This is a genomic window from Natrialba aegyptia DSM 13077 (genome assembly GCF_000337535.1).
Taxonomy (GTDB): domain Archaea; phylum Halobacteriota; class Halobacteria; order Halobacteriales; family Natrialbaceae; genus Natrialba; species Natrialba aegyptia.
The window spans coordinates 189,867-210,651 of the sequence record NZ_AOIP01000015.1 but is presented as its reverse complement, the minus strand read 5'-3'; the positions used below and the strand labels follow the sequence as shown (position 1 = coordinate 210,651).

Genomic DNA, 20,785 nt, shown 5'->3' with positions numbered 1-20,785 from the left:
TGCACTCGTCGGCGAGAGCGCCGGGCGTGTGTGCACCCGAGAATCCGGACCGTTTACGGTGCTCCTCCGACGATGCTCGCCCATGACGATCGGAGTTATCGGCGGCAGCGGCATCTACGAGGCGCTTCCGCTCGAAAATACACGTACGGAGACCGTCACCACGCCTTACGGCGACCCCAGCGACGACGTGACGCTGGGTGAACTCGCCGGCAAGGAGGTAGCGTTCCTGCCGCGCCACGGCGAGGACCACCAGCACACGCCGACCGACGCGCAGTACCGGGCGAACATTTACGCGCTCAAATCGGTCGGCGTCGACCGCGTCATTTCGACGAACGCGGTCGGCAGCCTCCGCGAGGATCTGCCGCCTCAGACGCTCGTCGTTCCGGATCAGATCTTCGATCGGACGAAACACCGCTCGCCGACGTTCTTCGGTGACGGCATCGTCGTCCACATGGGCTTTGCCGAACCGTACTGTCCCGAGATGGTCGAGCACCTCGCCGATGCGGCCGCAGCGGTGACCGATGCGGAGACGAAGACGGAGCGGGGTGGCACCTACGTCTGCATCGAGGGCCCACAGTACTCCACGCGAGCGGAGAGCGAGTTCTATCGCTCGCAGGGGTGGGACGTCGTCGGCATGACGACGATTCCGGAGGCCAAACTCGCCCGCGAGGCCGAACTGAGCTACGCGACGGTCGCGGGGATAACCGACTACGACGTCTGGAAGCAGGACAACGAGGTGACGCTCGAGGAGGTCCTCGAGAACGCCGCGGCAAATCAGGACTCGATCAACGCCGTGATCGAACGCGCGATCCGAACGATGCCCGAGGACTTCGAAAGCGACGCCTGGAGTGCACTCGAGGGGACGATCAACACGCCGACGGAGGCGGTCCCCGACGAGACGCGCGAACGCGTGGATCTGCTGGCCGGTGAGTACCTCGACTGATTTATCACACACGAAATAAATACATGTGGGTGACTATCACCCGAACCAAATATAATTGGCACACTGACTATCACCATCGGGGACATAGCATAAGATATGAGCCCCGATTCCGAGTGCCACTCTCGCCCGACAGACGACTCGGCCGGTCAAGCGCACGCCAGTCTGACGGCCACTCCGTCCGACCGAGACCGCTCGCTGTCGCTCGAGACCCCGATTTCCCCTCGAAAGCGCGACACGCTGCAATTTCTCCTCGATACTGACGGCCCCGTCACGATCCGTGCCGTAACGGATCACGTGGCAGCCGCGGAACACGAAACCGCTCCAACAGCTCTCTCCGCCGATCAGCGGCAACCGGTCTACGTCGCCCTCTACCAGTCGCTGCTCCCTGAACTCGACGACAAAGACATCGTCGAGTACGACAAAGCTCGCGGAACCGTTCGCTTGACGGCCGACCGCGCAGCTGTCGAGTCCACCCTCGAGTTCACGGAGAGTGAGCCCGAGCCAACGAGCGGGGGCACGGCCGAGCAGACGGGGACTGTGACGACCGAGAAACCGGCGGTGAACGCAGGCGACGAGTCGTCGAATATCATTGCCGAGAGAGCCGTGAGCCTGTTCGGAATCGCATCGCTGGGAGTGTTCGCGTCGCCCGCTCTTACGGCCAGCAGCACCGTCATTGCGACGGTCGTGCTGGCACTGGCTGTCGTGAGTCAACTCGCTTGAACTGCGTCCGAGACTGGAGTCGGCACTGGCACTTCCTACCGTTCATACGATGTCGTGCTTGCACTCGTTTTTCGCTGCCTCGAGTGGTTACGACAGGCTTTTCGGGACGGTATATCGCTATCTGTGGCATCAGACGGCCGCTCGAACCGAAGAGTTCCGTGATCCCTAATCCCGCTCCCGAGCACTCGTCACTCGGCGACTGCATCGTTCGCCGGGGCCGTCGTCGCATCCTGGATCCAGAGATCCCCGAAGAGTTCGTCCTGGTCGAGAGTCAGGCGGCCGCGGTGGGCGAGAAAGAGCAGCGCGAGGTACGTCATCACGCGCGAACCGCCCGTTTCTGCGATCTCCGCGTACAGCACTTCGTCGCGTCCGCGCTCGTAGCGCGCGGCGAGTTCGGCCTCGACGTCGTCGATGACGGTTTCGATGTCTTCCTCGTGGGTGGTGTGGGTCACGTCGTCGCTGGTCGGCTCGTCATCCACCCGGAAGTCGTCGCCCGAGTGGTAGCTCAGTTCTTGGACGCCGCGGTCGTAGCCGTGCGGCGAGTCGCTCGTGTCGTAGCTGCGGGATTCTTTCCACCAGGTCCCCCGTTCTGCACTGCGGAGTTCGCGGACCAACTCGTCTAGCGTCTCGGGCTTCCCGCGGACGTGCTTGCGTTCGAGTCGGCGATCCATCTCGGCTTCGAGACTTTCGACGGGATCGAATCCGTCACCGGGCACGTCGCCGCCGGCAGGATCGGACGCACCGCCGCCCATCCCCCCCTCGTCGGCGAATGGTGCCTCCCACGGCGGGAGTTCGTCCTCCTCGGGCTCGTCCGTCGCGAAGAGTTCATCGCTTTTCATCCGGAGCAGCACGCTCGCGTAGAACAGCGCCCGCCCCGAGGTCCGCAGGTCGGCGCCGTCGAGCGCTTCGAGAAACTTGTCCGTGACCTGGACCACGTCGATATCCCAGGGGTCGATGTCGCCGTTTTCGGCGAGTTGGACGAGGAGTTCGACGGGTTCGACTTCGTCGTCTTCGCCGCCTTCGGTGTCTTCGTCACCGGTGCCGGTACCGGCACCGATATCGCTCTCGTCTCCGACAGCCGCCCGCGAACCAGCGTCGTCGGGTTCGCTGAACTCGAGTAGCGTGCCCTCCTCGCCTTGCGTATCGGTGGCTGCTCCGGGTCGTTCTCGGTCGTCGTGGCCGACGATCTGGAGGGGGATGTCGTCCTCGCCCTCATCCACATCCACATCCTCATCCTCGTCCTCGTCCTCGTTATCCGGTCCGTCGTCTCTCTCGGTGGCTGTCTCGTCCGTCGACGAGTCCCGCGCTGGCGACGGCTCTTCGGTTCCGTCGCTATCTCGCGGGTCTCCTCGTTCCCCGCTCGCGGCTTCGTCGTTCGCATCTGTCGAGGGCTCTTGTGTCATCTTCAGTTCCTCGGGCCCTCCTTAGTCATCAGCCGGTACCTCCTCGCCCTCGCCCTCGCCTTCCTCGCTCAAGTCGATCCCCGTCACCGCGCTGACGTTGTCGTCTTGCATCGTCACGCCGATCGCTCGCTGGGAGCGATCGAGCATCGCCGAGCGGTGGGAGACGACGACGAACTGGGCCTTTTCGGCGAGTTCTTCGACCATCTCGCCGATCCGCTCGGCGTTGACGGCGTCGAGGAAGGCGTCGACCTCGTCGAGCGCGTAGAACGGGGCCGGGTTGTGCCGCTGGATCGCGAAGATGAAGGCCAGCGCCGTCAGGGATTTTTCTCCGCCGGACATCGCGTCCAGGCGCTGGATCGGCTTGTCGCCGGGCTGGGCCTTCATCGTCAGGCCGCCGTCGAACGGATCGTCCTCGTTCTCGAGGTGCAGCGTGCCGGTCCCTTCCGAGAGTTGTTCGAAAATCTCCGTAAACTGGGCGGAGATCGCGTCGTAGGCGTCCATAAACGTCTGTTTTTTCTGCGTTTCGTACTGTTCGATTCGGTCTCGAATCCCCGCCGCCTCCTCGACGAGCGTCGCTTTCCCGTCTTCGAGTTCGTCGAGATCGGCGCGGACCTCGTCGTACTCGTCGATCGCGAGCATGTTGACGGGTTCCATCGCCTCCATGTCGGCTTGGAGGAGGTCGATCATCTCGAGGACGGTCTCGTGGTCGGGGACGTCTTCGGGGTCGTAGTCGCCGACCTCGGCTTCGAGACTCTCGATCTCCCATTCGAGGTCGCCGACGCGCTCGCGTTTGTCTTCGAGTTTGCTCTCGACGGCGTTGACGCGGTCCTGTTGCTGGTCGCGCTTCGTCCGGGCCTCCGAAAGATCCTCTTTGAGGTCGCTACGGTCGTCTTTCAGCTCGGCGAGTTCAGCCTCGAGTTCTTCGACGGCTTCATGTTTCGCCTCCAGAGTCTCGCGTTTCTCGGCGATGGTTTCCTCGCAGTCTGCGATGCGCTCTTCGTGTTCGGCCGTGCGGTTCTGGGCGGTCTCGATGTCGTCGTGGAGATCTTCGATGGCGTCTTCGGCGTACTCTTTCTCGAGTTCGAGTTCGTTGAGCGTGCCGTCGAGGTCGTCGATCCGGTCCTCGCGGTCGTCGATTTCGCTTTCGAGGGCTTCGATCTGGGCGGTGAGTTCCGGGATTTTCGAGTCCGCGAGTTCGGCTTCGAGGTCGTCGATGTCGGCCTCGATGGCCTCGATGTCGGCCGTCTGCTCGTCGATCTCGCCGGCGATCTCGTTCATCCGCTCGTCGACGGATTCACGCTCCTCGCGGAGGTCGTCGAGTTCGGCCTCGAGCGTTTCGATTTCGTTCTCGATGGACTCGCGGGTGGAATCGAGGGAGTCGAGTTCGCTTTCGATCGAGCGGACCTCGTCTGCGGCGTCGGTCTTGCGGTCGCGGGCGTCGTCGAGGCGGTCCTCGACGCCGCGCAGGTCCTCTCGGAGGGACTCGCGTTCCTCTTGCAGGTCCGTGATCTGTTTGGCGACGCGCTCGAGTTGGCCTTCGCCGCCGCCGGTAAAGGAGTAGCGCGAGCCCTTCCGGGAGCCGCCGGTCATCGCACCGCTTTTTTCGACCAAGTCGCCGTCGAGGGTGACCATCCGGTAGTCGCCCATGTACGAACGGGCGGTCTCGATGTCCTCGACGACGAGGGTGTCGCCCAGCACGTACGAGAAGACGCCGGCGAACTGGTCGTCGAAGTCGACGAGGTTGTACGCGAAGTCGACGACGCCGGGATCGCTCGGGGCGTTCGGAAGCCGGCGCTGGCTCATGTCGGTCAGCGGGAGGAAGGTCGCCCGCCCGGCGTTGCGCGACTTGAGGTGTTCGATACACTGCTGGCCGACCACGTCGTCGTCGACGACCACGTTTGCGAGTCGACCGCCCGCCGCCGTCTCGCAGGCCACGGCGAACTCGCCGGGGACGTTTCCTAACTGGGCCACCGCGCCGTGGACGCCGTTGATCCCCGAGTTCAGGATCGTGGTCACCGCGCGGCCGAACGAGGAGTCGCCGCTCTCGCCTGCGTTGGCTTCGAGTTCGGCGTACTCCTGTTGTTTCGCCTGGAGTTTGTCGTCGGCCTCGTCGATGTCGGCCTGAATACGGCGCTTCTCGTCTTTGAGGTCGTCGACGACCTCGGCGATGTTCGAGCGATTTTTCTTTGCCTTCTCGAGTTCGCGCTGGAGGTCGCTGCGCCGGTTTTCGAGTTCGGGGAGTTCCTCGCGGCGCTCCTCGATCGTCGTCTCCTTCTCGCTGATCGTGTTCGACCGTCGTCGCGCTTCGTCGAGGAGTCGGTCCTGCTCGCGCTGGAGGTCGTTGCGCTCGGTCTTTGCGTCTTCGAGGTCGTCCTTTCGCGCCGCGAGATCGGCTTTGAGTTCGTCGAACTCGGTGTCGACGGCGTCGATTTCGGCTTCGAGTTCGTCGCGCTCGGCCTCGCGTTCCTGAATTTCGGTCTTGAGCGAGGCCTTTTCGAGTTTGTGCTCGCGCATCTCTCCGTCGAGTTCCTCGATCGTCTCCTGCTTGCGATCGATCTGGACGAAGGCTTCGCGCCGCTTCGATTCGGCCGCCTCGATTTGCTCCTCGCTGGCTTCGATTTTGTCCTCGAGCCGCGAGATGTCGCCTTTGATCTCCTCGATTTCGCTTTTAATCTGGAGCTGTTCGTCCTCGCCCTTGCGTTCGATTTCGGCGTTTAAGTCCTCGAGGTCCTCCTGGAGGCGAACGACTTTCCCCTGGCGCTCGTCGAGTTCGCGCTGGAGCTCCTCGAGGTCGGATTCGAGGTCGTCGACGGCCGCTGCGGCCGTCTCCAGCTCGGCGCGCTTTTCTTCGAGTTCGCTGGCCTTCTTGTAGCCCTCGTACTCCTCTTTCTCGCGGCGGAGCCGTCGGTAGCGCATGGCTTGCCGGCGCTCGTCGGCGAGCTGGTCGAGGCGGTCGCGCTTTTCCTCGATGCGGAGTTCGGCCTCGTCGATGCGTTCTTCGACGATGTCGAGTTCCTCGAAGGCGTCTTCCTTCTTCGCGTCGAACTCGGCGACGCCGGCGATTTCGTCGATGATCTCCCGGCGGGCGTGGGGGGTCATGTTGATGATCTCGGTCACGTCGCCCTGCATGACGACGTTGTACCCCTCCGGCGTGACGCCGGCCTGGGCGAGCAGGTCCTGAATGTCCGAGAGGTTGACCGAGCGGTCGTTTACGTAGTAGTAGGAGTAGTAGTTGTCCTCGGTTTCCTTGACGCGGCGACGGATGCGGATTTCGTCGACGTCGCCGACATCCTCGCTACCTGCGGCGTTGACGACCTGCGACCGATCGAGCGTTGCGTCCGAGTTGTCGAGGATAACTTCGACGATGGCCTCGCGCGGGCCGCCGGAGTCAGCGCCGTCCTCGTGGCCGGGGTTGTAGATGAGATCGGTGAGTTTCTCCGCGCGGATGCCGCGGGTCCGTGCGAGTCCGAGTGCGAAGAGAACGGCGTCGATGATGTTCGACTTTCCCGAGCCGTTCGGGCCCGTGACGACGGTGAAATCCTCGTAGAACGGAATTTTCGTCTTTCGACCGAAGCTCTTGAACTTGTCCAGAACGACTGCCTTGATGTACATTCTCTTCTCGAGCCCTCCGTGCCGTGGGGGATCGCACTCGGGGTTCCGGCGGATTCCGGCTTGCGACGAGCCGGTCCGATCCCCCGAAAGCGAACCGCCGTGCAGTTATGCGACAATAATGTCGTCGCTACCTGAGTCTTCCGCTTCGTCGCCGGATTGGGACTCGGTTTCCGTATCGGCATCGGCCGTCGCCTCTTCGACTTCCTCCGGAGCGGCTTCCGGGGTCTCCGAATCGCGGTCGGCGGCATCGGTACCGGCACCGGTTCCGGCTTCGTTCTGGCGGCGCTCGGGAACGCGAGTCGGCGTCTCCGTATCGAGTTCGGCTTCGAGAACGCGGATGCGTTCTTTGGCTTCGATGAGTTCGTCGGTCAGGCCCTCTACGGTCGATTCGAGTTCTGCGACCGTCGATTCGAGCTGCTCGACGCGGTTGTTCGACATACGTTCTAGGGCTGTTGCCTGCCACATAAACGTACGTCAGACACACCTACCTGTTTTGGTACATACTGCCGCCGGCTAGAGGAACAACTGAAACTACTGCCGCCGGCTAGAGGAACAACTGAAACGGGTTCCACACTGATCGTACAGCCCTCGTGCGATCAGGTGTGCACTGACTTGCAGTGGCTACTATCGGTCCCACACTCTCTTTCGCACAGATCTGTCGGTAGATGGAGCTTGGACGCCAGGAGACGCCACCACTGTCCGCGAGTCAGCGCGCTACGACCTGTTGTTTGATAGGGGGCTGACGCCAACCTGTGCGTGTCATCATCACCATGACCGCGAACACCAGCCTCGACGACGTTGACGAGATCGTCCACGAACCCAGCCGGGAGTTCGTCGAGTCGACGAACGTCGCCGAGTTCATGCGAACCCACGGGATCGAGGACTACGAGGCGTTGATCGAACGGACGACAACTGAACTCGAGGGTGTCGAGGCGTCGGGCGTCGACTGGTTCTGGGACGAGATCGTCGACTATCTCGACATCGAGTTCTACGAGGAGTACGAGACGGTCCGAGATGACAGCGAGGGACCGCAGTTCACCGACTGGTATCCCGGCGGCGAACTGAACGTTGCGCACAACGTCGTCGACCGCCACGCCGCCGTCGACGAGGAGCGCCGCAACAAGGTTGCGACTATCTGGGAGGGCGAGGACGGGGAGGTTCGCGAAATCACGTACCACGAACTCCACCGGCAGTCGAACCAGGTGGCGAACGCGCTCGAAAAGCGCGGTATCGAAACGGGTGACACGGTCGGGCTCTACATGCCGATGGTGCCGGAGGTCGTCTCGATCCTGTACGGCTGTTTCAAGGTCGGCGCGATTGCGGTGCCCATCTTCTCGGGCTTCGGCGTCGACGCGGCGGCGACTCGGATCGCCGATTCGGAGTGTTCGGTTCTCTTCACCGGCGACGGCTTCTACCGCCGCGGAGATCCGGTCTACCTCAAGTCAGGGGCCGACGAGGCGATCGAAGAGGCGGGTTACGTAGAGGACACGATCGTCTTCGACAGGCTCGGTTCCGGCGGGGACGAGGCGGAGCGCGAGATTCCCTGGAACGATGACCGCGACGAGTGGTGGGCCGAGGCCGTCGAAACCGCGGACGACGAGTTCGAAACGAAGTCGCTGCCCTCGGATCAGGAGTCGATGCTTCTCTACTCCTCGGGCACCACCGGGAAGCCGAAGGGGATCGTCCACACCCACGCCGGCGTGCAGGTCCAGTGCGCGAAGGAGGTCTCCTTCGGCATGGACCTCAAACCTGCAGATCGGTTCTTCTGGGTTTCGGACATCGGCTGGATGATGGGCCCCTGGACGCTCATCGGGACGCACACCTTCGGCGGCACCGTCTTCATGTACGAGGGTGCGCCCGACTACCCCGAGCCGGATCGCTTCTGGGAGATGATCGACCGCCACGAGCTCACCAAGTTCGGTATTTCGCCGACCGCCATCCGAGCACTTCGTAAACACGGGGACGACTGGCTGGAGGGCCACGATCTCTCCTCGCTGCGCCTGCTCGGTTCGACCGGCGAACCCTGGGACCCCGAATCCTGGCGGTGGTTCTACGAAAACGTCGGCGGCGGCGAGTGCCCGATCATCAACATCTCCGGGGGCACCGAAATATGCGGCTGTTTCCTGATGCCGATGCCGACTGAACCGCTCAAACCCTGCACGCTCGGCGGGCCGGGGATCGGCATGGACATCGACATCGTCGACTCCGCGGGCGAATCGGTTGCGGACGACCACGAGCGCGGCTTCCTCGTCGCCCGCGACTCCTGTCCCTCCATGACCAAGTCCCTCTGGTCCGGCGACGAGCGCTATCTGAACGAGTACTGGTCGACCTTCGAGGACCCGGCGATGTGGGACCACGGCGACTGGGCCCAAAAAGACGCGGACGGCTTCTGGTTCCTCCACGGCCGCGCCGACGACGCGCTGAACGTCGCCGGCCGCAAGGTTGGCCCCGCCGAAGTGGAGGGCGCACTCATCGACCACGCGGCGGTCAACCAGGCCGCCGCCATCGGCGCGCCGGACGACACCACCGGCACCGCGGTTGTCGCATACGCGATCCTCGCAGACGACATCGACGAAACCGACGCCCTTCGCGAGGAACTGCGCGCCCAGGTCGGCGAGGAGTTAGGCAAGCCCTTCCGCCCGCGTGAAATCCTGTTCGTCGACGAGTTCCCCAAGACGCAGTCGGGCAAGATTATCCGTCGCGCGATCGAAGCGACCTACACGGGCGAGGACCTCGGCGATATGAGCAGTATCGAAAACCCGGCGGCGCTCGATGAACTCGAGGCCGCCCGATAACGCACGCTGTCGAAACGTTACGTCTCGACTGAGCGGATCTCTGTCGGTGGGACGGTGTTTCCCAGGATTCTGAAAAACCGTTATCGTCCTGACGAGCCTTTGAATACGTGATTCAGGCCGTCCGTATCGAATTGGAGACCACCGTTCACACGGCGACGAGACGATCGGGCTGCACGCCGGACAGTGTGCGGTCGTCCCCGAAATGGAACCGCACGAACTTCACAACGACGGCGACGAGACAACGTCGATTATCGGATTCTTCCCGGGTACCGAACTGACCGCGACGTTCGACGACGTTTTGCAGCCGTTCGGCACTGCGGAGGTAACGCTCGGATCGGCACCGGTCGAGGATCGTCAAAAGCGAACCGACTAGCCGGTCCCGAGAACGCACAGCCTGCGATACGCAGGTGCACCGTCTATTTTTACGGATGCAAACCGCCGTCGACGGCGTCGGTACCGGTATAGCTAGGCACGATGGCCCGAGAGAAATCAGGGGAATGCGTGACGATGTGGCCGGTTCTATCGCGGCGACCGACTACTACGTCGTCGGCGTTACGCGCCGATCAGACCGCCGGAACGCCGAACAGCAGCGAGAACACGGCGGCACCGATCAACAGGACGCCCATAGCGAACGCGACGCGTTCGCCGTCCGGCGTCAGGCGCTCGATCGAAACCACGAGCGTCAGGCCGACCATCACGAGGAAATTCATCGACCCGAGCGCAACCATCAGCGCGAACAGCGGCCAGGTGCACGCGACGCAGTTCGTCGCGTAGGAGATCCCCCTGCGAACCATCCGATTCACGTTGGGACAGTGCGGAATCGATTGGCAGGACGCACACCGCGAGAGCAGCCGGCGTTTGAACGGCGTCAGCTGGTAGCCGCCGGCGAACGCGAGCAGTCCGGCGATTGGGACCACCCCCGCACCGAGCCCGAACGCGGACGCGGTCGAGAACTCGTGAATCGAGACGAGCAGTTCGACCGCGAGGGGCACTGCGCCGATCGCCGTCCAGACGAGACCGTAGCCGCCGAGAAATCCGGCGATCGACGGAACGGCGACGGACGGATTCTGGCACACGTCATCGAGGTGCTGTCGAACGACCGGGATCAGCGACGGAAGCATCATCGCGAGCATCATCGTGCCCCACATGAGCAGGTACGCGACGGTACCCGAGAGTCCGTTTGCCGTCGCCATCGCTTCGGGGACGCCGGGGGCGGCCATCGGTGCCTCGAGTTCAGCGGGAGCGGGGCCGAGGTCGGGAAGCCAGCCTTCGAAGAGGACGAGCCAAAGGAGTGCCGAGAGCGAGAGGGTGGCGAGTTCGGCGATGGGGAGCGAGTCGGAATCGATACGAGCGGTGAACGAGAGTGGATTGTCTGGGAGCATCGAGTGAGTAGCAGGACGATCGGCGGTTCGGGGTCGGATTTCGACGATAAAACGGTTCGTACGACGGTACCGAACGGTGGTGGAAGAGACAGAAACGGTGGGGCTGTCATGCGGATCGGTCCGTTGCGCGAGTGGGGGTGAGGGTGAGGGTGGGGGGTGGGGGTGGAAGGGGTTGTGAGCGGTAGTGCGGGCCGGCGGGCGGCGCGTTAGTCCGTGGTGTCCGAACGGTCTCGGTGGCGCTCGAGAACGGTGCCGCCAGCACCGACGGCGATGTCGACGGGAACGGTCGCCAGTCCCTCGTCGTCCGACCGCTGGCGGGCGAGAGCGAGATCGAGAAGGGATTGTTCCGTCGGCGTGTCCCGTTCCTCCCAGCGGATGCTTTCGATGCGCTCGTAGACGCGTCCGCCGGTTGCGACGGCGACGGCAGTGTTGCTGCCTTCGTCCACCTGGATGGACTGGAGCGCACCCTGTCCGACGTTGATCGGGGTCCAGTTCTCGCAGCGCGGGTCGTACCGATACGCGACGCCGTCGGCACCGGCGACGAAGACGGTTTCATCGCCGGCCCAGATGTCGTAGAAGTCGACTTCGGCGTTGCGAACGCCGATTCGTTCCCACTCGCCGTTCGCGTCCGCGTAGTACGCGCCGCCGCTGGTGTCGATGGCGTAGAATCCGTCCGGGCCGGCGGTCAGGCCGGGTATCGTCGACCCGCCGCCGGGTTCGACGACGTCTCCCCAGGCCGGACAGCCGTCCTCGACGGTGCAGTCGAGAACTTCGCCGGAGCCGTTCGCGATGCGGATGCGCTCCTCGCCAGTTGGCCCGGACACGGCGATTCCCTCCCAGGTACTCGTCTTTTCCCCCGGTGCCGAGTAGTCGCTCAAGTAGCCGTCGGCGACGTCGTAGTACCCGAGTGCACCGCTGTCGCCGGCAAACCAGAGCCGACAGCCGTCGGCCGTTGCGTCGATCGTCCGCAACGTGTTGTCCGCGACGCCCGGACCGCGTTCGATCAGCGTCTGCCACCCGTCGTCGCGCCGGTGCAACAGGATACCGCCCTCGCCACAGGCGTAGGCACCGTCCGCGCCGTGGACGACGCCGTGCAGCGTTCTCGAGGTCGGCGAGTCGGCTTCTTCCCAGTCGGCGGCCGCTTGGGCACCCGACGGATCGGTCTCGCGACCGCCGTCCGACCGCGGTACAGCCCCGTCCCGGGATGCGGCGTTCGATGCGGAATCGGCGGCTTCCGACTCGGAGTCGGATCCGGATTCAGAGTCAGGGTTGGAGTCGAAGTCAGAATCGGATTCGGAGTTGGCTGACGGGTCGATCTCGGGACCGATCTCGGTCAGCCACTCGATCGCGTCGCCGAGCGAGTCGTCGAGACGATCGATCATCGAACCACCTCGTGAGCCGAGACGAGCCGCGAGAGCCCGAGTTCGTACGCGCCGTCGCGCCAGCCCACGTCGCGGCGCACGCGGTGGGCCCGAACGTCGGAAACGGCGTCGATAACCGCATACGAGAGTTCGTTCGCCATGCGCGTGTCGCTCATCTCGCTGCGGCCGACGTGACGACGCCATTCGAGGCTCGCGGCCGATAGTTTGCCGGCGAGCGACAGCACGGCCGGCACGACGGCGACATCCCGTTCCTCGAGAACGCGCTGCCCGCCGGCGGTCACCGCGCCGTACGCGCCTTCGACGACGAGATCCGCCCGGATCGTCTCCGCGTTTCTGGCCGTCACCGCCGTCCCCGATCCGGCGAGAACCAGCGCATCGACATCCGCTTCGAGGACGTTCTCGGTGCCGGTCATCGTGCCGCCGCTGAACTCGTCGATCGCACCCGGTCCGTCGAGGTAGCTGGGTGCGACGGTCGTATCGATGCCGTCGTCGGTAGCGTCGTCGTCACCGTCCTCATCGCCAGTTCCCTGTTCGAGCGTCTCGCTCTCCCCGTCACTATCACTATCGCCGTCGCCATCACCCTCGGCGTCGGCAGCAAGCCCGACGTGATCGCTACACAGCGCGACGATAGTGCTGCCCCAGCGGTCGAGCAAGCGCGCCGTCGTCGCACCCACGGTGCTGGTGCCGTACACGGCGACGGTTCCCTCGTCCAGCGAGCGGTCGAGATCCGTTTCGAGAATATCACGGACGACGTGGGCGACGCTGTGGCCGCCGGCACAGGTGAACTCTCGCGAGCCGCCGAGAACGGCCGGTTTTCCGGCGGCCGTCGCGGTGTGGGGGCCGTCGACGCGTTCGGCGACGGCATCGGCGGCGCGAGCCATGGTGCGTTCGTCGGTTCCCAGATCGGGAACGAGAACGTCGCTGTTCGGGCCGAGGTCGGTGATTCGTCGCGCGTAGGAGCGCGTGAGTCTGGCGCGTTCGTCCCACGAGAGTGTTTCCGGATCGCAGTCGATGCCGCCCGCTGCGCCGCCGAACGGCACATCGGCGAGTGCGGCGGTTACGGCAGTTGCGACCCCGAGTCCGGCACAGTCGCCGATTGTCAGCCCGGGGACGTAGCGGTGCGGGCCGATGTAGGGGCCGCGAACGTCGTCGTGGCGAACGCGGTACCCTGCTCGAACGTCGATCGTCCCATCGTCGCGTTCGAACGGAATGGCGATTTGCTGGCGCTGGCGCGCGTACAGGAGCCGCTGTTCGATATCATCTGGGACCGAGAGACGGTGGGCGGCGGTTCGGAGGTGGCTCCACGGAGCATCGAGTGCGGGAGCGGTTCGGCTGGTCGTGTCGGTTGAAGCATCGTGCGGAGTAGTCATCGGTTGTTTCGAGCAGTTTTGTGCGTGCGTTGGTGGTGCGCTTGGTTCGACCGCGTCGACACAGCCAGTCTGCACAGCACCGGCTGTTTCGATCGCGTGTGGCTGAATACCGGTTACCGGTCTGAATGCAGCCGTGTCTCAGTGTCGCTTAGTGTCTCTCAGTGTCTCAGGTGTGGCAGTTCCGTCTCCGCGTCAGGGGTCACAGAAGAGACAGTGTCGTTCCCACTCGTGGTGCTCTTCGAGACGCCTGTTGGCGTGCGTGCTCGGCCGGTAGGCGTTGGTTCGTCCGTCGAGTGGGTGCTTTTCGACGTACCCCTCGTCGACGAGTTCACTGAGGTTCTGGTAGAGTCGGCCCTGGTTGATGTCCTCGTCGTAGTAGCAGTCGAGTTTGTCTTTGATCACGAGCCCGTGGGGGTTGCGTTCGGCCAGCAGTCGGATGACGAATAGCTGGTCGCGTTTGAACCCGGTCAGGTTCGTCAGTGGGCGAGGGGGTGTCGACCCGTCGATACTCGATTCGTGCTCGTCGTTGTCGTCGTGGTTGGTAGGGATGTTCCTACACATCGGTGCATCATCGGCGGGAAGACCGCCGAAGCTACGTGTGGGGGTCGAACCCACTCCCGGCCGAGTCCGGACGTAGCAAGGGCCGGATTAGGGGCCGTGTTCTTTCCGGTGTTCTCGGTACAGGACGAGGACGAACGCCCCGAGCGGGAGGAGGCCGAGCAAAACGAGGAGCAGCCCTGCGATGAGAGTGATGGGTAGCGATACGGTCAGGAAGTACAGCAGGACGGCGACTGCGCCGCCGAGCAGGAGGGTGACACTCGAGAACACGAGACCGAAGCTCAGTTTTCGCACGGTCCATTCGAGGTTCTGCGTTCGGCGGAGCTGGTCGATCAGGACGACGGCCGGTGGAATCGTTAGTGCGATCAACTGCAGGAGCATCAGTGCAACGTCGGTGCTTGTGGTGGATGCCATAGGTTGTGGGTCAGAAGTCGGGATACCGATGCGCAGCGGGTGTGCTGTCTCGGTGAGTGGTGAGATGTCTGTGCGAGGAGTGGGGAGGACGGGGTGAGTCGCTGCGGTCACGACCGAGGGGGCTACTGTCGTGGTCAGCGGTAGGGCTGATCGGCGGGTAGGTCGGGGGATGTCTCCCGTCGGAGTCCGGTCGGGCTGGGTCTGGGCTGGATCTGGGCCAGTGCCAGGCCCGTCGCTCGCGACTCGGAATCGAGTCGGGATCGGGTCAGGATCGTGTCTGAGGCAGCGCTAGCTACGGGAAGCCTCGATATCGGAGTTGGGACTGACCGCCGTCGTAATACGATATTAACGTTACTCGGCCGACAGCTCACCATTCTCGTGCGTGTGACGGCTCGTCGGCGAGGCCCCACGGATCGTCGCCGGCGCGCTCGCCGACCCAGAGCGACCGACCGAGGTTGAGCAGGAAGACGAGCTGTCCCACGGCGATGACGTAGGCGCCCACGGTGGCGAGTTGGTGAATCGGCGCGAACGCGGGCGGGTAGGTCGCGATTCGTCGCGGCAACTCCGCGAAGCCGACGACGAAGAGCGCGCCGAAGGTCACGATGATTCCGACGATGGTGAGCCAGACGTGCAGGTGAGCGAGCGTCGGATCGTACCACCGGCCGGTAAGCAGCGGAAACCAGTAGTACGCTCCGGCGACGAGCGTGAACGCGACGAATCCGACGAGCATCATGTGGAAGTGGGCGACGACGTAGTACGTCCCGTTGTAGAGGACGTTGATCGGAGCCACCGCGAGGAAGACGCCGGTCACGCCGCCGACGATGAAGAAGGCGATCGCCGCGATGGTTGCAGTCATCGGCGCTGTGTGCTGGATCGCGCCACCCCACAGCGTGCCGAGCCACGTACAGAGCTTCGCTGAACTCGGGACGGCGACCGCCAGCGTCACGAACATGAACACGGCGCGGACGCCGACGCCCATCCCGGCCATGAACAGGTGGTGTCCCCAGACGGTAAACGAGAGGATGCCGATCGCAAACGTCGAGTAGACGACCGATCGGCGGCCGAACAGTCGCCGCCCGGCAAACCGCGGCAGCACGTGACTGGCGATACCCATCGGCGGCAATACCAGGATGTACACCAGTGGATGGGCGAAGAACCAGAACAGGTTCAGCCAGACCATCGGGCCGCTCCGACCGACGAGGAGCCCGACCCCAGCCGCCCGTTCGAGGAGCAAGAGCGCGAGCGAACCGGCCAGAACCGGGAAGGCGACGACCGCCATCGCTGCGCTCGTCACCACCGTCCAGGTGAACGTGTCGACGTCGCTCCACGGAATCGTCCGCCGGCGACAGATCGTGGCGACGAGGTTCGCCGCGGTCAGCGACGTGCTGATCGCGACGAGCAGGAGGCCGGCGACCAGCGCGTCGACGGCGGGATTCGACGATGCAACGCTCATCGGGGGATACAGCGTCCAGCCGATCGCGACGGGGTCGAGTCCCGCCACGTCGAGGGCACTGCCGATCGTTCCGGCCCGAACCAGTATCGCAGCCGGGATCTGCAGCCAGAACGCCGCCGCAGCGACGGCGGGAAACGCGGTTCGCTCGGCCCGGATCAGCGACGGAATCGTCGCGTACGCAAAGCCCCATATTGCGGGGACCGCGAACAGGAACAACATCGTCAGCCCGTGAGTCGTGAAGAGCGAACTGTAGACGTCGGCCGACCAGTGATCCAGCGTCGGCGTGACGAGCGTCGTCCGAAGGAGCACGGCGTCGAGGCCGCCCCAGAGCCCCATCACCAGCGCGAAGACGAGGAACCACCGCCCGAGTCGGACGTGGTCGACGGCGATCAATCGCCGGCCCGTTTCGACGGGCTCGCTCGCCGCGTCGAGTTCAGTGCCGTCGGCGTCGCCAGCGTCATCGTCACTGTCGTCGGATGAGTTGGGTAGTGGCATGCTGGTCACCGCGTAAAGTCAGTACAAGCGCTCGTCTCAGTTCGAATCGGTTCTCGTGCGATCAGTCGCCCGCTCGTTCGGAATCGAACGATCTGAGCAGTTCGCGAACGCCGAGCAGCGAGACGGTCGTCGCGACGGTAAACGCCGCAACGGGGTGGATCGCGTACAGGAGGCCGCCGACGAGCGGGGCCGGGACGAGTGCGACCCGAACCGCCGTCTGGAGGGGCTCGGGTGGCGGGAGACCGAGCGCCGTTGCGTCCGCGTCGGGGCTCACGTCGTGGCTCGGCCGGGTGGTCGGTCCGACGGTCGGTCTGAGCGGTTCGATCGCGGTCCGACAGCCGAGCACGGCGAACAGCAGCGCGACGATGGCGACGGACGACGTCGCGACGAGGGCCATCGGAACAAGCGAGACGCCCGCGAGACCGAGGGCCAGGAGCCACCGCCGATCGACCGCCGAGACGAGTCGCGGAGCGGCGAGCGCGCCGAGAAGCGCCCCGCCCGCCTCCGCGAGGACGAACGCGCCGAACAGCGCAGCCGGCATCAGCGACCGCCCGCCGACCGAGAGCGAAAGCGGCTGTTCCTCGACGAACAGCAACACCAGGTACGGCGTGCTCCCCACGAGCGCCAGCCTGACGAGCGCGTCGCCGGTGATCGTCCACCGCCGACGGTCGGGGAGGGCGGCGATCGCCCGGCGAACCGACGCGACCGAATCGGGAACCCGGCTCCTCGCCGCACTCGGCGCTTCGGTGCGACCGACGAGCGGAAGCCGGTCGGTCTCGCCGACGACCCCCCGCGTAATCGCCGCGACGAGCGTGACCGCCGCACCCGTCGCCGCGACGATCGAAAACCCGGTTTTGACGCCGCCGACGATCGCGATCGCTGCGGTCACGACCAGCGCGCCGGCACCGATTCCCAGCGCTCCGACGACGGCGTCCGCACGGGCGTCGTGGGCTCGACCGGCTCCCGACGGAGTGAACTCGTCGGCTTCGGTTCGGGTCGATCGCGTTTTTCGACCGACGATCCTGGTATCGATCGGCCAGAGGGTCCGCACCGGGCCGAAACTGTGCCAGGCCTGGAGGAGCACGACCCCGACTGCGAGCCATCCGAGCGCCGAAAGCGGCGTGCCGAGGAGCGTATCGAGCGTCGGTGCGCCCGTCCAGACGAACAGTCCGAGGGTCGCCAACAACACCGAGGCAACTGCGATCACCTGCGCCTGGAGGCTGCCAGTTTCGGCGTTTCTATCACCAGTTTCTGCCTCGTCACTCGAGTTCAGCCCGGCGGTCGCGGATGCCGTCACGACGACGGCCACACCGAGGCCGGTGCTGACGAGCAGTCCGGCGACGATCGGCCCGTAGCCGAGTGCCGACAGGAACTCGGGGAAGTAGCGTTCGGCGACGCGGATCAACCCGTGGCTCGTGACGAGGGTGACGAGCAGGACGATCCGGACGGGATCGAACCGTCCGCCGGGTGGTCGTGGCCGTGGCTGGGGCCGAGACTGGGACTGGCCCTGGGATTGGGACTGTGGGTGGGATGTCGTCATGGGTGGAAGCGACTTACTTCAGGCCGCGCGATTCGAGCGCGTACGCGACTCGTCTCACGAGGTCGTAGGCGTGATAGAGAACGCCCGCGACGTACGGTGCGATTCGGTTGCCGAGGCGGACGCGTTGGTCCGGTTCGAGGGCGACGTACACCTGCACGGCGAAGAGGGGGAGCGTAACGACGTTGAACAGGGACGTGTACGCTCCGGGGACCGTCCCGCCGGACGTGCCGGGTGACGGAACGAGTCCGAGTCCGGAAAAGACGAGTTCGACGAGGAAGCCGGCGATGACGGCGGCGGCGAAGAACGCGGCGAACATGACGCCGGCCATGCGGAGGCCGTAGTAGCGGTGGTACGTTCGGACCAGCGGGAGGATCAGCAGGTCGGCGAAGATGAACGCGAGGACGCCGCCGAACGAGACGCCGTTTTGCCAGAGGACGACGGCGAAGGGAATGTTGCCGACGGAGCAGAGAAACGTCAGCACGCCGACGATGGCTCCGAGCACGACGTTGGAGAGGAGGCGCGTGAGGCTTCCCTCGGGACCGACGCCGAAGAGGGCGGTCCACCAGGCGTCGGGGACGAATGCGGCGAGGAGTCCGGCGAGGAGGAATCCGAAGAGGATGTCCCGCCAGAGCATGTCCCATTCGCGAATCGTGTTCGCGATCGCGCTTTGCCAGCGGTCTCCCGAGAGGAGTTCGGGGCCGGCGGTAACGGCCTCGCGGTCGTCGGCCGGGTCGTACGCGTTGAGACAGCCGCCACAGCAGAAGTAGCGGCGCTCGCCGGCGAACGTTCGCGTGATCGTCTCCTCGTCGGTCGGCGGGGCGGCCATGCCGCAGGTCGCGCATTCGGTTTCGTCGAGCGCGCGAGCGTGGGCGCGTGCCCGCTCGATCCACGATGGGGGGACGAACCGCCGGTAGACGATGCCGAGGACGACGACGGCGATTAGCCCGCCGGTGATCTCCGCGGCGGCGAACTGCCAGCCGAGCAGCGTCAGGACGACGAGTGCGAGTTCGAGGACGAGATCCGTACTCGCGAACTGGAACGCTCCGAGGGTGGACGCGGCCGAGGCACCCTTGGTGAACAGCGATCGGGTCATCGCGACCGCGGAGAACGAGCAACTCGAGGAGGCCGTGCCGAAGACGGTCCCGTAGCCGATCTCCCGCCAGCCGTCGTCGCCAAGGTAGTCGGTGAGCCGATCCTCGTCGACGAACTCCTGGATGGCACCGGTGATCGTAAAGCCGAGGACGAGCGCCCACCAGGTATCCCAGGCCATCTCGAGCGCGATGACCAGGGCCGTCACGAGCTGGATCAGGAGGGCACCGAGCAGCCCGGCGAGCCTGGCCGCGAGGTCGAGTCCGCCGCCGGTGACCGGTCCGAAAACGAAGCCGAGTTCAGCCGAGAGGGCGATAGCGATGGTGGTGGTGGCCGTGGTGGCCGTGGTGATGTTGGTGCTAGTGTTGATGGTGGCCGACCCGGATTCGAGGTGGCTCTGGACGAGCAGTAATCGGAGCAGCGAGACGAACTGGTGGCCGGACACGGGCCAGAGACTGGCCTGGTCGGTGAGCAGGTGTATCTCTGAGAGCATGGCTGGGTGAACTCGGTGTCGAGGCGGTGGCTTGTCGGCGTGGGGTGAGCGGTGACGGGGAATCGGCACCGGTCGAGCAGGGAGCGACGCGCGAAGGTCGAAACCGGATACCGCGACGGGGAAGTGAGGATAGTGGCGGCTGTGTCGGTTGGCCAGGAGGTCATCCACGCCGGCGACGGTGGCGTGTCGTCCGGGCTACTAACAGTTATAGCCAGAAGTTGTGACCACATAAATATGGGCAAAACCTAGAGAATATAGACCAACGCGGCGTGAGCGGATCGAAACCGGACTGCCGCGGCGGTCGGTGGTAGGTATCGGGCAGGTATCCTGTCGGCCAGACGTCGGTGAAACCGCGATCCGAACTCGCTGTCGTCGTCGAGTGGGGGCCGCTGCGCCCGCGCTGCAACGAGTCACCCACCGATCGCAGAGCAGTCGTGCAATCGGGCGTGTATCGACTCGCAGCGGCGACGGGAGCGGTGCCCGGCGGTATCAGCGAGCGAGTAATCCGACGCTGCGGTGGCGGTTGTACAGGTACGCCGAACAGACAGTGACCGTCGACAGCAGGAAGCCGAGGACGGTGATCGCGATCGCGATTCCGAACCCGGCCGCCAGTCCGGAGAGAACGCCGAGAAGCAGCGGAACGGCGACGGCTGCACCGACGTAGATTTGTCGGTCGGGGTCCCACGCATCGGTTTCGGTCGCAACGAACTCGGCGTCCCGCCAGATCGCCGGAAGCGTAATGGCACTTGCGGCGACGATGACGATCAGAAGTGCGATACTGCCGACACTCGAGGCCAGTACCGAGCCGCCGCCGGTGAGGCGGGCGAGCGAGATGATCCCGAGCAGACTCAATACGGGGTAGCCGATCAGTATGTACCAGTACCACGGTGCCAAATCGGTCGAATCGACGGCTGGAAGATCACCACGTGACATGGTGCAATCGTCGTAGTAGCCGGGCACGGATAAGGTATCAACAAACATTAGAAATATATGGAAAACATCTGTAACACGTTTCTAGAGTAGGATATGGGTCGCTCTATTTATTTTAGATACTCTCAATACTGTGTCAGTTTATCCCGTTGGCACCGCTACGCTGAGGTAGTCGGTCGGACCGGTGCCCGGTTCGGCCGTCCCAA

The 20,785-nt window shown here is 64.6% G+C and carries 16 protein-coding genes; 4 read left to right on the top strand and 12 right to left on the bottom strand.

Going from position 1 to position 20,785, the window contains the following annotated elements; all coding sequences use genetic code 11:
- Positions 1–82: 82 nt before the first annotated feature.
- Both mtnP and C480_RS05030 read left to right on the top strand, forming a co-directional pair.
- Positions 83–943: an S-methyl-5'-thioadenosine phosphorylase gene (gene mtnP / locus C480_RS05035; protein WP_006664540.1), complete on the top strand. Its 861-nt coding sequence runs from the start codon at positions 83–85 to the stop codon at positions 941–943.
- A 96-nt stretch (positions 944–1,039) separates the two neighbouring features.
- Positions 1,040–1,663 carry a DUF7344 domain-containing protein gene (locus tag C480_RS05030; RefSeq protein WP_006664539.1) on the top strand — a complete coding sequence of 208 codons (624 nt, stop codon included), beginning with the start codon at positions 1,040–1,042 and terminating at the stop codon, positions 1,661–1,663.
- A gap of 188 nt (positions 1,664–1,851) precedes the next feature.
- Here the strand turns inward: C480_RS05030 and C480_RS05025 are convergent, their stop codons facing one another.
- The 3 genes from C480_RS05025 to C480_RS05015 form a co-directional block, all read right to left on the bottom strand.
- Complete coding sequence (locus tag C480_RS05025) at positions 1,852–3,066, bottom strand: segregation and condensation protein A (protein WP_006664538.1); 1,215 nt, start codon at positions 3,064–3,066, stop codon at positions 1,852–1,854.
- Between the two features lie 21 nt (positions 3,067–3,087).
- Positions 3,088–6,678 (bottom strand): chromosome segregation protein SMC, encoded by a 3,591-nt coding sequence (gene smc / locus C480_RS05020; RefSeq protein WP_006664537.1) that lies wholly within the window; start codon positions 6,676–6,678, stop codon positions 3,088–3,090.
- Between the two features lie 105 nt (positions 6,679–6,783).
- Positions 6,784–7,116, bottom strand: coding sequence for a DUF7518 family protein (locus C480_RS05015; RefSeq protein ID WP_006664536.1), 333 nt, complete (start codon positions 7,114–7,116; stop codon positions 6,784–6,786).
- Positions 7,117–7,448: 332 nt separating this feature from the next.
- On the opposite strand from C480_RS05015, the gene C480_RS05010 reads away from it, so the two are divergent.
- The gene (locus C480_RS05010; protein WP_006664535.1) at positions 7,449–9,473 is read left to right on the top strand and encodes an AMP-binding protein; all 2,025 of its coding nucleotides are present in this window, start codon (positions 7,449–7,451) and stop codon (positions 9,471–9,473) included.
- Positions 9,474–9,675: 202 nt separating this feature from the next.
- The gene (locus C480_RS22825; protein ID WP_241433784.1) at positions 9,676–9,846 is read left to right on the top strand and encodes a hypothetical protein; all 171 of its coding nucleotides are present in this window, start codon (positions 9,676–9,678) and stop codon (positions 9,844–9,846) included.
- Between the two features lie 190 nt (positions 9,847–10,036).
- On the opposite strand, the gene C480_RS05005 is transcribed toward C480_RS22825, so the two are convergent.
- The 9 genes from C480_RS05005 to C480_RS04965 form a co-directional block, all read right to left on the bottom strand.
- Entirely contained in the window at positions 10,037–10,855 is an 819-nt protein-coding gene (locus C480_RS05005; RefSeq protein ID WP_006664534.1) for a DUF2182 domain-containing protein, read from the bottom strand.
- 206 nt (positions 10,856–11,061) lie between these two features.
- Entirely contained in the window at positions 11,062–12,237 is a 1,176-nt protein-coding gene (locus tag C480_RS05000; RefSeq protein ID WP_006664533.1) for an NHL repeat-containing protein, read from the bottom strand.
- Positions 12,234–13,607, bottom strand: a complete 1,374-nt coding sequence (locus C480_RS04995; protein ID WP_006664532.1) for a Glu/Leu/Phe/Val family dehydrogenase — start codon at positions 13,605–13,607, stop codon at positions 12,234–12,236. Before C480_RS04995 ends, C480_RS05000 begins: the two co-directional genes overlap by 4 nt.
- Positions 13,608–13,799: 192 nt before the next feature.
- Positions 13,800–14,168: a helix-turn-helix transcriptional regulator gene (locus C480_RS04990; protein WP_006664531.1), complete on the bottom strand. Its 369-nt coding sequence runs from the start codon at positions 14,166–14,168 to the stop codon at positions 13,800–13,802.
- An 87-nt stretch (positions 14,169–14,255) separates the two neighbouring features.
- Positions 14,256–14,579, bottom strand: coding sequence for a hypothetical protein (locus tag C480_RS04985; protein WP_006664530.1), 324 nt, complete (start codon positions 14,577–14,579; stop codon positions 14,256–14,258).
- Positions 14,580–14,946: 367 nt separating this feature from the next.
- Positions 14,947–16,527 (bottom strand): cytochrome c oxidase subunit I, encoded by a 1,581-nt coding sequence (locus tag C480_RS04980; protein WP_006664529.1) that lies wholly within the window; start codon positions 16,525–16,527, stop codon positions 14,947–14,949.
- A 61-nt stretch (positions 16,528–16,588) separates the two neighbouring features.
- Positions 16,589–18,067 carry a hypothetical protein gene (locus tag C480_RS04975; RefSeq protein WP_006664528.1) on the bottom strand — a complete coding sequence of 493 codons (1,479 nt, stop codon included), beginning with the start codon at positions 18,065–18,067 and terminating at the stop codon, positions 16,589–16,591.
- Positions 18,068–18,080: 13 nt separating this feature from the next.
- Positions 18,081–19,649, bottom strand: coding sequence for a permease (locus C480_RS04970; RefSeq protein WP_006664527.1), 1,569 nt, complete (start codon positions 19,647–19,649; stop codon positions 18,081–18,083).
- A gap of 489 nt (positions 19,650–20,138) precedes the next feature.
- Positions 20,139–20,582, bottom strand: a complete 444-nt coding sequence (locus C480_RS04965; protein WP_006664526.1) for a beta/alpha barrel domain-containing protein — start codon at positions 20,580–20,582, stop codon at positions 20,139–20,141.
- Positions 20,583–20,785: the final 203 nt, after the last annotated feature.

Coding starts and splice junctions, on each gene's coding strand:
- mtnP (WP_006664540.1), top strand. CDS start 83: ATGACGATCGGAGTTATCGGCGGCAGCGGCATCTACGAGGCGCTTCCG.
- C480_RS05030 (WP_006664539.1), top strand. CDS start 1,040: ATGAGCCCCGATTCCGAGTGCCACTCTCGCCCGACAGACGACTCGGCC.
- C480_RS05025 (WP_006664538.1), bottom strand. CDS start 3,066: ATGACACAAGAGCCCTCGACAGATGCGAACGACGAAGCCGCGAGCGGG.
- smc (WP_006664537.1), bottom strand. CDS start 6,678: ATGTACATCAAGGCAGTCGTTCTGGACAAGTTCAAGAGCTTCGGTCGA.
- C480_RS05015 (WP_006664536.1), bottom strand. CDS start 7,116: ATGTCGAACAACCGCGTCGAGCAGCTCGAATCGACGGTCGCAGAACTC.
- C480_RS05010 (WP_006664535.1), top strand. CDS start 7,449: ATGACCGCGAACACCAGCCTCGACGACGTTGACGAGATCGTCCACGAA.
- C480_RS22825 (WP_241433784.1), top strand. CDS start 9,676: ATGGAACCGCACGAACTTCACAACGACGGCGACGAGACAACGTCGATT.
- C480_RS05005 (WP_006664534.1), bottom strand. CDS start 10,855: ATGCTCCCAGACAATCCACTCTCGTTCACCGCTCGTATCGATTCCGAC.
- C480_RS05000 (WP_006664533.1), bottom strand. CDS start 12,237: ATGATCGATCGTCTCGACGACTCGCTCGGCGACGCGATCGAGTGGCTG.
- C480_RS04995 (WP_006664532.1), bottom strand. CDS start 13,607: ATGACTACTCCGCACGATGCTTCAACCGACACGACCAGCCGAACCGCT.
- C480_RS04990 (WP_006664531.1), bottom strand. CDS start 14,168: ATGTGTAGGAACATCCCTACCAACCACGACGACAACGACGAGCACGAA.
- C480_RS04985 (WP_006664530.1), bottom strand. CDS start 14,579: ATGGCATCCACCACAAGCACCGACGTTGCACTGATGCTCCTGCAGTTG.
- C480_RS04980 (WP_006664529.1), bottom strand. CDS start 16,527: ATGCCACTACCCAACTCATCCGACGACAGTGACGATGACGCTGGCGAC.
- C480_RS04975 (WP_006664528.1), bottom strand. CDS start 18,067: ATGACGACATCCCACCCACAGTCCCAATCCCAGGGCCAGTCCCAGTCT.
- C480_RS04970 (WP_006664527.1), bottom strand. CDS start 19,649: ATGCTCTCAGAGATACACCTGCTCACCGACCAGGCCAGTCTCTGGCCC.
- C480_RS04965 (WP_006664526.1), bottom strand. CDS start 20,582: ATGTCACGTGGTGATCTTCCAGCCGTCGATTCGACCGATTTGGCACCG.